13 protein-coding genes and 2 pseudogenes are annotated in these 13,580 nt (G+C 67.3%); 11 read left to right on the top strand and 4 right to left on the bottom strand.

The features are described from left to right. Positions 1–487 precede the first annotated feature (487 nt). The 7 genes and pseudogenes from AC099J_RS31310 to AC099J_RS31280 all read left to right on the top strand — a co-directional run. A pseudogene (locus tag AC099J_RS31310) lies at positions 488–756 on the top strand (tyrosine-type recombinase/integrase); the annotation flags it as partial. A gap of 277 nt (positions 757–1,033) precedes the next feature. Beyond that, the gene (locus AC099J_RS31305) at positions 1,034–1,675 is read left to right on the top strand and encodes an antitoxin Xre/MbcA/ParS toxin-binding domain-containing protein (protein WP_479619221.1); all 642 of its coding nucleotides are present in this window, start codon (positions 1,034–1,036) and stop codon (positions 1,673–1,675) included. Beyond that, a complete protein-coding gene (locus AC099J_RS31300; protein WP_479619220.1) occupies positions 1,672–2,187 on the top strand; it encodes an RES family NAD+ phosphorylase in 516 nt (171 codons plus the stop codon). Before AC099J_RS31305 ends, AC099J_RS31300 begins: the two co-directional genes overlap by 4 nt. A 488-nt stretch (positions 2,188–2,675) precedes the next feature. Continuing rightward, complete coding sequence (locus tag AC099J_RS31295) at positions 2,676–2,846, top strand: hypothetical protein (RefSeq protein WP_479619219.1); 171 nt, start codon at positions 2,676–2,678, stop codon at positions 2,844–2,846. Next, the gene (locus tag AC099J_RS31290; protein ID WP_479619218.1) at positions 2,843–3,322 is read left to right on the top strand and encodes a hypothetical protein; all 480 of its coding nucleotides are present in this window, start codon (positions 2,843–2,845) and stop codon (positions 3,320–3,322) included. Before AC099J_RS31295 ends, AC099J_RS31290 begins: the two co-directional genes overlap by 4 nt. A 69-nt stretch (positions 3,323–3,391) precedes the next feature. Then, entirely contained in the window at positions 3,392–4,573 is a 1,182-nt protein-coding gene (locus AC099J_RS31285; RefSeq protein WP_479619217.1) for a helix-turn-helix domain-containing protein, read from the top strand. Positions 4,574–4,914: 341 nt separating this feature from the next. After that, on the top strand, positions 4,915–5,586 hold the full coding sequence (locus tag AC099J_RS31280; protein ID WP_479619216.1) for a DUF4760 domain-containing protein: 672 nt from the start codon (positions 4,915–4,917) through the stop codon (positions 5,584–5,586). Between the two features lie 24 nt (positions 5,587–5,610). Here the strand turns inward: AC099J_RS31280 and AC099J_RS31275 are convergent, their stop codons facing one another. From AC099J_RS31275 to AC099J_RS31260, 4 genes are all read right to left on the bottom strand, one after another. Continuing rightward, positions 5,611–6,102: a flavodoxin family protein gene (locus tag AC099J_RS31275; RefSeq protein ID WP_479619215.1), complete on the bottom strand. Its 492-nt coding sequence runs from the start codon at positions 6,100–6,102 to the stop codon at positions 5,611–5,613. 95 nt (positions 6,103–6,197) lie between these two features. Further along, positions 6,198–7,673, bottom strand: a complete 1,476-nt coding sequence (locus AC099J_RS31270; RefSeq protein ID WP_479619214.1) for a UdgX family uracil-DNA binding protein — start codon at positions 7,671–7,673, stop codon at positions 6,198–6,200. Beyond that, on the bottom strand, positions 7,666–8,949 hold the full coding sequence (locus AC099J_RS31265) for a putative DNA modification/repair radical SAM protein (protein WP_479619213.1): 1,284 nt from the start codon (positions 8,947–8,949) through the stop codon (positions 7,666–7,668). The genes AC099J_RS31270 and AC099J_RS31265 overlap by 8 nt, the downstream gene beginning before the upstream one ends. Before the next feature lie 33 nt (positions 8,950–8,982). Next, positions 8,983–9,960 (bottom strand): LysR family transcriptional regulator, encoded by a 978-nt coding sequence (locus AC099J_RS31260; RefSeq protein WP_479619212.1) that lies wholly within the window; start codon positions 9,958–9,960, stop codon positions 8,983–8,985. 97 nt (positions 9,961–10,057) lie between these two features. Here AC099J_RS31260 and AC099J_RS31255 point away from each other — a divergent pair, with 97 nt between their 5' ends. The 4 genes and pseudogenes from AC099J_RS31255 to AC099J_RS31240 form a co-directional block, all read left to right on the top strand. Further along, positions 10,058–11,410 (top strand): acyclic terpene utilization AtuA family protein, encoded by a 1,353-nt coding sequence (locus tag AC099J_RS31255; RefSeq protein WP_479619211.1) that lies wholly within the window; start codon positions 10,058–10,060, stop codon positions 11,408–11,410. Next, positions 11,407–11,787: an AtuA-related protein gene (locus tag AC099J_RS31250; RefSeq protein ID WP_479619210.1), complete on the top strand. Its 381-nt coding sequence runs from the start codon at positions 11,407–11,409 to the stop codon at positions 11,785–11,787. Before AC099J_RS31255 ends, AC099J_RS31250 begins: the two co-directional genes overlap by 4 nt. A 24-nt stretch (positions 11,788–11,811) precedes the next feature. After that, positions 11,812–12,810, top strand: a complete 999-nt coding sequence (locus AC099J_RS31245; RefSeq protein ID WP_479619209.1) for a Bug family tripartite tricarboxylate transporter substrate binding protein — start codon at positions 11,812–11,814, stop codon at positions 12,808–12,810. A gap of 120 nt (positions 12,811–12,930) precedes the next feature. Then, positions 12,931–13,580, top strand: a pseudogene (locus tag AC099J_RS31240) (alpha/beta hydrolase domain-containing protein); the annotation flags it as partial.

The raw sequence follows: 13,580 nt of genomic DNA, 5'->3' as shown, positions 1-13,580 counted from the left end.
CACGTCAATCACTCCTGTGCTCCTGCCACTAAAAGCAGCAGGTTAGGGTTCTTACGTGGGTCAGTTTTGGACGGAAATTACCTGTGGCGGTGGGTCAGTTCTGCGTGGAAATCAACACATCGGAGGCGATCCACGCGCACAAAGCATGCCCGGCGGGCCTGCTTGCCCCAAGGAGTGTCGACCGCGGTCTCCCCGCCTCTGAGGGACCTCTCCAGGTGTGAGGGAAGCGCCCGACCGGCCGCTTTGGGGTGACGCATTCAATGCCGCGGACGTCTTCTTGGGGCACCTACCCGCCCGTCGCAGGCAGACCCGCGAAAGTCGGCACCCAGTCTTGACCTGCCTTTCGCCGCCGCGAGCCGAACGACAGCACGTGGTCGAGACCGGAGATTGCTGGCTGCACCGGTAGCTGCCGCTCGACGAGATCAGGTCGAGATCTGAGTCAAGGCGTTTGGCTCCGAAGCGTTCGCCCATCAATGCTGCCAAGTGCTTCCCAAGCCGCATACACGACTCACCACATCTGGGCGCACGGCAGTACGCGCATATTCTCGAAGGCTGGGTCGAGGAGCTCGGCCTTGATCCCGCCGACTGCGGCGCGCACTCGATGCGGCGCACCAAGGCTACGTTGATCTACCGGCGCACGAAGAATCTGCGCGCTGTGCAGTTGCTGCTGGCCACTCCAAACTTGAGTCCACAGTGCGCTACCTTGGCATCGAGGTGGACGACGGCTTGGAAATCTCGGAGCAGAATGAGATTTGATCCCCTGTGCGGCCGTCCGGTCGTTGACCAACAGAACGCCTACCGGACGGCCAAGCCCCCGTCGGAGCCTGCTTCGCGCACACACTTTGAAGTTGCCGATGAGGCGCCTCTGGAGATTGATGTCAGCTTCCCGGCATTCCGGCGTACTCACACTCCCGGCCAGAAGCGGTCGAGGGCAATGGGCGGCCTTGGGCCCTGGCGCCCGGAAGGCTCACGGACAATTTGATGCAAATGCGCTAAACTGATGTTGCAAATGACCGCAACACCGGAGCTCCCCATGTCCTCGACCGCCGCTTCCCCGCTGCACAACCTCTGGTCGATTGTCCTGTCCAAGATCGGCGGTGCCCACCTCGAGCTCGGCGACAACAACATCATCACGAACAACGAAGTGGCCCCGGCGCCGCGGGCGGGTGGCAAGGCTGCCGCCAAGGGTGACCTGAATTACGAGGGCGTCGTTAGGGCGTTCAAGATCGACTCCAAGCTTGGTCGGCACGCGCACGTGCACCGCAAGTCTGCTGTCGAGCTCTTCACGATCCCTGACCACCTGTCTGCCAAGCAAGCCTACGTCATCGTCAAGTTGGGCATCCCTAGCCGCAGCCTGGAGCCGCTGAGCGACCATTTGGGCATCGGCAAGGGCGCGGCCGCGGGTGTCCTGGGAATGGACCGCGCCACGGCCAACCGCAAGGTGGCCAAGGACGACGTGCTTCCGATCTACGCGGCCGAGAGCATGCTGCGCCTGCTCGAGCTCGACGCGATGGCACGCGACACCTTCGAGACTGATGAAGAAGCGGCTGCGTGGCTGCGCCAGCCACACCCGATGCTCGACGGGGAGACGCCGCTGGACTGCGCCAAGTCCGGCTTTGGCGCCGAACGCGTCAAGGACATCCTCAACGCCGTCAAGTACGGTGGCGTCGTTTGACCACGGTCTACCGCATCGGCTACTGCGACACGCCGGCACCAGCGCTCAACGTCCTGCTCATGAGTCTGGGCTATGGCTCGACGCAGGGCAACGGCCGCTGGCACACCAAGGGGCCCAACCAGGTCGTCTACTGCGGCTCGAGCCGGGCCCTGTGCCAGCTCGAAAAGCGCGTACACGCCAACGGCGCCAACCCCAAGAACCAGGCGCTCATGCGGTTGGAGATTCCCGCAGCCGCCTCCCTGATAGAGGTCGAGACGCTGGGCTTGCCCGCGGACTGGCCCGACGACGAGACGGCCACCCAGACCATCGGCAACACCTGGGTTGCCTCGGGCGCGAGCCTGGGGCTATGGGTGCCGTCCTACATCGAGCCCGGCGAGCGGAACCTGCTGCTCAACCCCACGCACCCGGCGTACGCCACCGTCACCCTCCACATCGAGCGCCACCCGTTCAAGTTCGACCCGCGGCTGTTCATCGCACCGGCGCCCGCAGCGCCTGGCGGCACTTCGCCCTGAAGCGCCAACTTCCAGACGCCAAGAGAGTTTTTGGCTGTATTGCTGAAGCAAGCGCCGAAAGGGCTTTGAACGTCCGCTTCGCGGCGCCGAGATCAGCCGACTTGAAGACCGCAACGGGCGCAGAGCTGCACTTTGCCGCTGGTGACAGCAGTCAGCGGAGAGGCCGAGATGTTTCGATAGCCTCCATGGACATCGCACTTGCAGCAAACCGTTCCAGTCCGGTCGTTCGCGTCAGGCGAACTGCAAAATTCTAGATGACACCAAAGTGGACCGGACAGTGCACTTGCCGTCCGGTGGCAGAGGCGGCAACCGGCGCAAAGCTGTAGTTTGGCGCAGCGGGACGGTGGACATCAACGGCAACACGCCCGCTGCACCTAGAACTGACGGGCTGGAAGGCGCATGCCGCAACTGGAAAGCTTGAGTAGCAACGGACCGGTGCTCACGTTCACGCAACCGTCATGTTCGGCTCGCCTACCAAGGTGGCTCGGATGCTGGCTCCCCTGGTCGACGTGCTGGGCATTGGCCAGCTGATCCTGGAAGGCGTCAAGGGCAAGACCTGGGTGCACGTCAGCACCCGCCCATCCATGAAGCTGATCAACCGGGTGATCACCATTTCCGATGCAGGCACTCGCGCTGGCATCTACGGGGTGGATGCATGAACGTCCTGGGCACTGCCGTCACCTGGTTCTCTGGCTTGGGATGGGCCAAGTACGCAGCGGTCGCTGCTCTGGCTGGCGCCGTCGCAGGCTCCGCTGCTTGGAAGCTGGGAGACATGCGGCTTGAGGCAGCGAAGGGAGGCTGGGCGGCGCAGCAAGCCCAGGCCGACCGCGCTGCACTCAAGGCCACAGAGAAATCGATTGAAACAACCGCCGCACTACAGAAGGTCAAAGATGTCGCACTCGCCAAAGCACAAACCCGTGCCACTCAAAACAGCACTGCTGCTGTCGCTGCTGGTACTGAGCGGAGCGTGACGGGTTGCGCAACGAGCTCGATGAGCTACGTGCCAACCTGCCCAGCGATTCCCACAGCGCCACAGCTGACCGAGCCCGCACCCTCGCAGAGCTACTTGAGTTCTGCACAGGAAGACTTGGCTTCTATGCGGGCAAGGCTCAAGGCCATCTCAACGACGCCCTGACCCACAACGAGAGCTGGCCGGTAGCACCTGTACCGACACCAGTGCCCACCAAGTAACCAGGAAAGCAGCATGACCAAAGACAACACCTACGACGGCCTGGATGAGTTCGCCACGGTCCGCCAGCTGGACTACCTGAAGGCGATTCGGGATCATGGTTCGATGCGCGCAGCTGCCAAGGAGCTGGGGCTGAGCAAGTCTGTGGTCTCCGGTGCCATGGCGGCACTGAAGCTACGCGCTGCGACCAAGGGTTACTCCCCTGCCCACGACATGACGCGCAAGGCAGCACCTGGCTTTGCCATCAAGGGCACCTCGACGTACTACGACAAGCATGGTGAGGTCACCGCCCAGTGGGTCAAGACCAACCGGGACGGAGCCCAGACCGAAGATCTGGTCAAGCAGTTCGTGGTGGCCATGACCGAGGACGTTCGTGGCTTGCATGTGGCAACGCCGGGACCGGTGGCAGCCGACTCCGATCTGTTGACGGTCTACCCGATGGGTGACCCGCACTTCGGCCTGTACAGCTGGGCCAAGGAGACGGGTGATGACTTCGATCTGAAGATCGCAGAGGAGCTCACCTGTGGTGCGATCGACCGCCTGGTGACCACGGCACCGAAGTCCGGTACCGCCTTGATGCTGAACCTGGGCGACTTCTTCCATGCGGACGATTCGTCCAACCAGACGCCTGGCTCTGGCCATGCCCTGGACGTGGACAGCCGCTACGCTCGGGTGATGCAGGCCGGCGTGAAGTCCATGGTCTACTGCATCCGCAAGCTGCTGGACCACCACGCCAAGGTGATCGTCTGGATGATGCCGGGCAACCATGACCCGCACTCGTCCTTCGCTTTGGCTTTGTGCCTGGCAGCCTACTTCGATGGCGAGCCACGGGTCGAGGTGGACCTGGAGCCAGGCCTGCACAAGTACCTCGAGTTCGGCCGGGTGCTGCTGGGATCACACCACGGGCACGCCACCAAGTTCGGGGATCTGCCTGGTGTCATGGCTTGCGATCGGTCAGAAGCCTGGGGACGGACCAAGCACCGATACTGGTACTGTGGTCACATCCATCACATGTCCAAGGACAAGGAGCATCCTGGCTGTGTGGTGGAGACCTTCCGCACGCTGGCCGGCAAGGATGCCTGGCACGCTGGGAAGGGCTACCGATCGGGCCGCGACATGTATGCGATCACGCATCACATCAAGCACGGTGAGATCATGCGGACGCGGTGCGACATCGGGATGCTGCAAGAAGCCTGAGCTTCGAAATTACTTCCCCACCTAAAAAAGTGTTTCCCAGAAGTTACCCAAAAACCTCGGGAAACGGCGTCAAACCTCAAAAGTCAACCCCGGTTCGGGGCACCACTCAGACGCTTGATCGGGTCGCGGGCGTGCGGCCTGCGGGGATTTTCACCGGGGGCTCGCCCAGCCTTGCGCGCGCTTAGGTCACAATACGGCCATCGTCCGCACGGTCGGATGGTGCTGGCGCAGTGTGATCCCCACGCCACCCAGTTCACCTCAGGAGCAGCCTATGAAGACATTACCCCATGAAGGCGTCGGCTTCGCTTAACAGGAACCCGTCCACCTTCAGGCCCAGCCGAGTGCTGGGCCTTTTGCTTTTGGGCGTCACGGTGGCGGTGGTGCTGTTCATCTGCTGGGAGGCGACGGACCGGTTGCTCTTCATCTGGGATGTGCCGCCCCCGAAGTTCGAGGTGCCGCAGTGGGTGTTTGCTGGCTCGGCCGCCGCAGCGGTGATCGGCTGGATCGTCTCGGCGCTGACGACCATCCGCAACTCGGTCAAGCAGCACACCATCAACACGCTGCTGCAGTCGCGGCTGTCAGCCGTGTACATGGCGCATGCCGAGGCGGTGGGTGACCACTTTGCGGCCTATGTGGCGCGCAAGCGGCTGAACCCCGAGAGCTCCCGCACCCCGGTCGACGACATTCCCAAGAAGTCGATCGGCTACATCCTCAACTACTTCGAGTTCATCGCCATCGGCATCCGCTATGGCGACCTGGACGAGAGCGTCATGAAGAGCAGCATGCGCTCGATGCTGACGCGCACCGTGCACCTGGTCGACGCGCTGGTGCAGGACGCCGTGGCCGAGAACCCGCGCGCCTATTGCCACCTGATCTGGCTGTACCGCAGGTGGCGCGACCCGGACGAGGAGAAGCCGGTCAACGCCGTGCCCTCGCTGCCCTCGGTGCTGGCCACCGGCGACGGTGCGGGTTCAGGCGCAGCACCGCCCCCCAGCGAGCGCAACCGTTACTAGCTTCATCGGGGCCGCGCGCGCCATTCAGAACACGCCCAGCGCCAGCCCGGCAGCCAGTGCTGCGCCCATGTCCTCGGCCTGTTGCAGGTCGGCGGCGCCGATCACCTTGGGCGCCAGGATGCGCTCGGGCGTCTGCGCATGGGTGAGGACAAGCAGCGCCGGGGCGACGGATTTCAGGCGCCAGCCGGTGGCGATGCGCTCGACCTGGCGCACGGCGTTCTGCCCGTCGCTGCCGGCGCAGACCAGTACCGCATAAGGCCGGCCCTCGATGCGGCCCAGCACGGGGTAATAGCAGCGGTCGAAGAAGTCTTTCATCAAGCCGGCGATGGCGGCCAGATTTTCGGGCGTGGCGAACAGGTAGCCGTCTGCGGCCAGCACATCGTCCGGGCCGGCTTGCGTCGCCTTGAGCAAACGGGTGGTGACGCCAGCCTCGGTGCCCGCGCCGCGCAGCGCGGCCTGCGCCAGCTGGGCTGTGCCGCCAGTCATGCTGTGGTGGACGATCAGCAGGGTCTTCATGGCGCGATGACCTTAGCACGGGCGACGCGCCGAAGTGCCTAAGTGACGTGGTGTGACGTAGCAGATGTTGCCGCCCTGGGGCGCCTGCCGCCACGCTAGGTGCCGTCGGCAGCAGCGTGCTCCGCATAGGGCGCCGCCTGCCGCAGATCATCCAGCCACGCGGCAAAAGCGGCCTCGGGGTCTGCTACCTCCATGCGCAGCAGCGCCGCCGGGTGCAGCGTGACCAACACCTGCAGCCCGTCGGCGCGGCGCAGCCACTGGCCGCGCTGCTGACCGATGGCCACTGCCTGGCCCAGCAACGCCCGCGCGGCCGTGGCGCCCAGCGCGATGGCGGCTTGCGGACGGGCCAGCGCGATCTCGCGTTCGAGCCACTGCCCACAGGCCTGGGCTTCTTTCTGGCCCGCCGTCTTGTGGATTCGGCGTTTGCCCCGCAGTTCGAACTTGAAGTGTTTCACCGCGTTCGTCAGGAACAGCGCGTCGCGCTGCCAGCCCAGCGCATCGAACGCGCGCTGCAGCAACTGGCCGGCCGGGCCCACGAACGGGCGCCCGCGCAGATCCTCCTGATCGCCGGGCTGCTCGCCCACCAGCATCAGGCGCGCGCCGACCGGGCCTTCACCGTGCACGGCCTGGGTGGCGTGCTGGCCGATGGGGCAATCGCGGCAGGCCGCCACGGCGGCGTGCAGCGCCGGCCACGAACCAGGCACCAGCTGCTCGACCGGCCGCTGGTCCAGCCGCAACGCGACCGAGGCAGCGGGCCGGCGCCGCTGTGGGGTGGTCGCGCCGTCTTCAACCATCTGGCCGCTGCGCTGGGCGCTGGCCAGCATCAGGGGCTGGATCAACGTGGCCTCGGGCAGGTTCTTCCAATAGCGGCGTGGCATCTCCTTTTGCATCATGGCCGGCTTGAGCCGTGCGGGGTTGAAGATGTGGGCGTAGTAGGTCAGCCACAGCTGCTCGCCGGCATCGGCCGGCGGCGCATCTTCACGCCGTGCGCCGGGGCCGAAGTGCAGCGTCTGGCCGTCCCAGCGCACGCTGCGCGCGGGCGTCAGGATGGTCCAGCGCATCTGGGCGAAGCGACGTGCGAAGAACGGGGCAGACGCCCGCACGATGTGGTGGTCGGGCTCGAACCAGGCCACATGCTCGACCGGCTCGCCCGCCTCGGTGGCCAGGGGCCGAAAGCGCACGAAGGCGGTCATCTTGTGCTTGTCGCGACGCACTGCGCGGGCCAGGCGCTCGACCAGCAGCATGTCGGCGTCCAGCGGGTCATCGCGCAACCCGGGCTCGGCCAGCAGGCGCCAGACCAGCCGGTACAGCAGCGCGAAGCGGCCAGGCTCGCTGTGCAGGGCCGCGTGTTCCAGCCACTGCACGGCCTGCGCGGGTAGGCGAAAGGCCGGCGCCGGGCCGTCGAACGCCTGGGCACCGGCGCTGGCGAACAAGTCGCCGTGCGCGTCGTCGGCCACCTGCCATTGCACGGCGGCGGGCGCCACCTGGCGTGCAATCAAATGCCGCACGGCGCTCTTGAAGCCCGCGACGTCGTCCTGCGCAGACAGCGTCTGCGTCTGCGTCTCAGGCATGGGCGGCTGCTGGCGCGTCGAACAGCGAAGCCTGCCTTGGCTGCGGCGTGAGCCGTGCCGCCAGGTGCGCGCTGTCCAGCCCCCGGCCGGCACCGGCGCCCGGCACGCTGACGAACGGCAGCACCTTGCGCAGCGGCACCGACAAGCGCGACAGATCATCCACGCGCAACACGCGCTGGCGCCGTGCGAGCAGCAAGCGCTCGACCGACTTCACGCCCAGCCCGGGCACGCGCAGCAACAGCTCGCGAGGCGCGCGGTTCAGGTCGACCGGAAAGCGCTCCCGGTGCGCCAGCGCCCAGGCCAGCTTGGGGTCGACCTCGAGCGACAGCATGCCGTCCGCGCTGCCGGCGATCTCGTCGTGGCTGAAGCCGTAGAAGCGCATCAGCCAATCGGCTTGGTAGAGCCGGTGCTCGCGCACCAAGGGCGGCGCGCTGGGGGGCAAGTCACGCGAGGCATCGGGGATGGGGCTGAACGCCGAGTAGTACACGCGGCGCAGCTTGTAGGCGCCATACAGGTGGGCGCTGGTGCTGAGGATGCTGCGGTCGCTCGCCGGGTCGGCGCCCACGATCATCTGCGTGCTCTGGCCAGCGGGGGCGAATTTGGGCGCGATCGCGCGGCGTGGCGGGGCCGAGGGCAGGGTGGTGGGGCGCACGGCGCGGCTCTCGCTCTTGGCGTCGTCAATGTGCACGCGCAGCCGGGCCATCGATCGTTTGATGGCTTGCCCGTCTTTCTCTGGCGCCAGCGCGGCCAGGCCCTCGTCCGTCGGCAGCTCGATGTTGATGCTCAGCCGGTCGGCATAGCGCCCCGCGCGGGCCAGCAGTTCGGCGTTGGCTTCGGGAATCGTCTTCAGATGGATGTAGCCGCGAAAGTCATGGTCTTCGCGCAGCGACCGCGCCACCTCGACCACCAGCTCCATCGTGCGGTCTGGGCTGTGGATGATGCCGGAGCTGAGGAACAGCCCCTCGATGCAGTTGCGCCGGTAAAAGTCCAGCGTCAGTTGCACCACCTCGTCGGTCGTGAAGCGTGCGCGCGGCACATTGCTGCTGACGCGGTTCACGCAATACAGGCAGTCGTACAGGCAGTAGTTGGTCAGCAGCACCTTCAGCAGCGAGATGCAGCGGCCGTCGGGCGCGTAGCTGTGGCAGATGCCGGCGCCCTCGGTCGATCCGATGCCGCGCCCGCCCACCGAGTCGCGCTTGGTCGTGCCGCTGGAGGCGCACGAGGCGTCGTACTTGGCGGCGTCGGCGAGGATGGCGAGCTTGCGGTTCAGGTCCATGGCGGACCATGTTACTGGATGCCTGAACAGTATCTACCGCCCCGCGATTCGTCCGGTCGCCGGCAGGGGCTTTCGACGCCCCGCCGCCCGCACGCCAGCCGGCGGCTCGCCCTGCGGTGGCTGCGCCATCACCCGTTCATACAAGCTCTGCGCGGCCAGCGACAGGCTGCGCTCACGTCGGCGCACCAGGTAAATGCGGCGCTTGAGGCCCGGCCAGGGCAGCGGCCGTGTCACCAGCCCCGGCTGCGCGAAATGGAACAGCGTCAGGGCCGGCATCAAACTCACGCCCAGGCCAGCGCGCACCATGCCCATGGCGGTGGCGAGTTGGTCGACCTCCATCAGCGTCTGCATCTGCAGCGGGTGCAGCGCCGCATCGAGGTACTGGCGCACGCTGGAGCTGCGGGCCATGTGCACGAACGGGTAGGCCGCCACGTCGCGCGGGCGCACCTCGGGCAGGGCCGCCAGCGGGTGGCGCACCGGGCAGACCAGGTGGAAATCGTCGGTGCAGAACGGCTCGGCCCGCAGCTCGGGCGTGTCGGCGCGGATGGCGGCCAGTGCAAAGTCGGCCTGGCCGCTGCGCACGCGCTCCACGCAGGGCTCGGACAGCACATCGGCCACAGCAATCTCAACGCCGGGGTGCGCGGCGCGGTAGTCACGCAGGATGCCGGGCAGCCAGCCCGCCGCCAATGAGGGCAGCAGCGCGATCGACACCCGGCCGCGTCGGCGCGCGAGCTGGTCCGTCACGCCCGACAGCGCGGCATCGAATTCGGCCAGCACGCGCCGCGCAGAGACCTCGAACTCGATGCCCTCGGCCGTCGGCTCCACATGCCGCGTGCTGCGGTCGAACAGGCGCAGGCCCAGCGTCGATTCCAGCTGGCCGATGAGCGCACTGAAGGCCGGCTGCGACAAGTGGCACAGGGCAGCCGCGCGCGTGAAGCTGCGTTGCTCGGCCAGCGCCACACAGGCCTGCAGCTGGCGCGTCGAGACGTTGGGGCGGCTGGCTGAATTCATCTGAAGTCCAAATGGATTGATCCGAAGTTTCGAATTCACAGATTAACGCACACGGCCTACATTGCGTACCAACAACGACAGGAAGACAAGGAGACACGTGTCGCAAGAACTACTTCGCATTGGCTGCGCCGCCGGCTTTTCGGGTGACCGCACGGACGCGGCCGGCCCGGTGGTCGACGCGCTGATCGCCACCGGCGGGCCGGCCTTCCTGATCTTCGAAACACTGGCCGAGCGCACGTTGGCGCTGGCCCAGCTGGCGCGCCGCCAGGACCCCGACGCAGGTTACGAACCCCTGCTGGTCGACCTGCTGCAGCCGGTGTTGGCCAAGTGCCTGGCGCAGGGCGTGCGCATCGTCAGCAACTTCGGCGCGGCCAACCCGGCCGGGGCCGCACGCCGCATCCACGCCCTGGCCCAGGAACTCGGCCTGCCCGCGCCGCGCATCGCGGTGGTGGAGGGCGATGACCTCAGCGGCCCTGCGCACCGTGGCCTGTTGCAGCAGGCACTGACCGGCACCATCGACAGCCTGCAGGTCGTCTCGGCCAACGCCTACCAGGGCGCCGAGGCGATTGCCGATGCGCTGTTGGCCGGCGCCGACATCGTGGTCTGCGGCCGCGTGGCAGACCCGTCGCTGGCCGTCGGCCCTGCGCTGGCCCACTTCGGCTGGGCGCACGACGACTGGACGCGTCTGGCGCGCGCCACCATGGCCGGCCACCTGCTCGAATGCGGCACGCAGGTCACCGGCGGCTACTACGCCGATCCGGGCTACAAGGATGTGCCCGGCATGGCCGCGCTGGGCTACCCGATCGCCGAGATCGATGCCGAGGGCCACTGCACCATCACCAAGCCGCCCGGCACCGGCGGACGCATCGACACGCATACGGTGAAAGAGCAGCTGCTCTACGAAGTGCATGACCCCGCCGCTTACCTGACGCCCGACGTGGTGGCCGACATCACCGAGGCCGACGTGACCGAGCTCGGCCCCGACCGCGTGCGCCTGTCCGGCGTGCGCGGCCATGCGCGCCCGGCCGGCCTGAAGGTGAATGTCTGCCACGCCACTGGCTGGTTCGCCGAGGGGGAGATCTCCTACGCCGGCGCCCGCGCCGAGGCCCGCGCCCGCCTGGCGGCGCAGGTGCTGCGCGAGCGGCTGGCGGGCCTCGGGCCACTGCGCGCCGACCTGATCGGCGTGTCCAGCGTCTTCGCGGACGACGCCGGCCAGTGGCTCGCCGAGCAACCCGCCGGCGACGCGCAGGACGTGCGCCTGCGCGTGGCCATGAACCACGCCGACCGCGCATCGGCCGAGCGCCTGGGCCGCGAGGTCACGGCCCTGTACACCTGCGGGCCGGCAGGCGGCGGCGGCGTGCGCACGGCGCTGCGCCAGCGCCTGGGCACAGTCTCCTGCACCGTTCCGCGTGAAGACGTGCCCGCCACTTTCAGGTTCATCACACCATGACCGATGCCATCACCGTCCCGTTGTTCCGCGCCGCCCACGGGCGCACTGGCGACAAGGGCAACCGCTCCAACATCAGCGTGATCGCCTGGCATGCAGACCTGTGGCCGCTGCTGCTGACTCAGGTGACCGAAGAGGCGGTGGCCACCCAGTTCGTGTACCGCAGGCCGGCCCGCGTGACGCGCCATCTGTTGCCCCGCCTGCACGCCATGAACTTCGTGCTGGACGAGGTGCTGGACGGCGGCGTCAACGACGCGCTGAACCTGGACAGCCACGGCAAGGCGCTGTCGTTCCGCCTGCTCGAGTTGCCGGTCCAGGTGCCGCGCGATCTGGTCGCGCTGCTGGCTGGCCCCGCCCTCACAGAACAAGAGCTTTCCTGATCCTCAACCCTCGGAGACAACACCATGACGCACCGCCACCCCCACCGACATTCAACCCGCCGCCGCCTGCTGGCCACCGGCCTCGTCCTCGCCACCGGCGCCTTTTTGATGCAGGGCGCGCTGGCCCAGGCCTACCCGAGCAAGCCCATCACTTTCGTCGTGCCCTTCGCAGCCGGCAGCGCGACCGACCAGATCGCCCGCGCGCTGGGCCAGTCGGTCACGGACCAGACCCAGCAAGCCGTGGTGGTCGACAACAAGGGCGGCGCCAGCGGCCAGATCGCCGCCTCCCAGGTCGCGCGCGCGCCGGCCGACGGCTACACCGTGCTCATCACGACCAACACCACGCACGCGGCCAACGAGCACCTGTACAAGAAGCTCAGCTACGACCCGGTGAAAGACTTCGTGCCGCTCACCGGCCTGGGCAAGGGCGGCCAGGTGCTGGTGGTGCGGGCCGACGCGCCCTACAAGAACGTGATGGATCTCGTCGCCGCCGCGAAGAAGACGCCCGGCAAACTCAGCTTCGGCAGCGGCAGCTCGTCCAGCCGCACGGCCGGCGAAATGTTCAAGCAGCTCACCGACACCGAGATCCTGCACGTCCCCTACAAGAGCAACCCGAACGCGATCACCGACCTCATGGGCGGGCAGATCGACTTCATGATCACCGACACCTCGACCGGTGTGCCCCAGGTCAAGGGCGGCAAGCTCAAGGCGCTGGGCGTCTCGACCACGGCGCGCAACGCGCTGCTGCCCGAAGTGCCGACGATTGCCGAGGCCGGCGTCAAGGGCTACGACATGGGCTACTGGTTTGCCGCCTACGCACCCGCCGGCACACCGCCGGCCGTGGTGGCGCGCTTGAACGCACTGCTGGCCAAGGCCACGCAGAGCGCAGGCGCCAAGGCCTTCTTCGACAACAGCGGCTCGGTGGCCTGGTCCACCAGCCCCGAAGAGCTGGGCAAGTTCCAGGCGGCCGAGACGGCCAAGTGGGGCAAGGTCATCAAGGCTGCTGGCATCGAGCCCGAATAAGCCTGCGGGCCGCGCTGGCCCGCACTTCACTCCAACAAGAACGCCATCAACCCGGCCGCCCTTACCGGCCGCTGGGACAAGTGCGCCCGCATCGTTTCCACCAACGCGAGGAGAGACCCCATGCAACCCCACTTCAAAGCAGCCGCGCTTGCCGCCGCCTGCACCCTGGCCGCTGCCACGCTGACCGCCTGCGGCGGCGACGACGACGCCCCCGCGCCGCAGGCCACGACGCCCGAACTGCGCCTGACCGTCACCGCGACCGAAGACTTCGCCGGCAGCTACGGCAGCGTTGGTGCCTACGAGAAGCTGACCGGCACCATCGCCGGCGAGGTCGACCCCAAAGACCCGAAGAACGCCGTCATCCAGGACCTGGCGCTGGCCCCGGTCAACGCACGCGGCATGGTGGAGTACAGCGCCGAGTTCACGATGCTCAAACCCAAGGACATGGCCAAGGCCAGTGGCGTGCTGCGCTACGACGCGCCCAACCGCGGCAACATCCTGACCATGCTCAACCCCACGGCCACGCCCAGCGATGCCGTGTACTTGGAGCGCGGCTACGTGGTGCTTTATTCCGCGTGGCAGGGCGACGTGCCCAAGAGCAACCCGGCGCGCCTGACAGTGAGCGTGCCGACCGCCAAGAACGCGGACGGCACCAGCATCACCGGCCCCTACCGCGCCGAACTGGTGCCGAGCGCCGCCACGCCCGTCATGACGCTGCCCGGCGGCGTGTTCAACGGCAGCATGATCCCCTACGCCCCGGCCAGCCTGGA

It is taken from the genome of Rhodoferax sp. RT4P68, from assembly GCF_056521305.1.
This window is presented reverse-complemented; position numbering and strand designations above follow the sequence as displayed.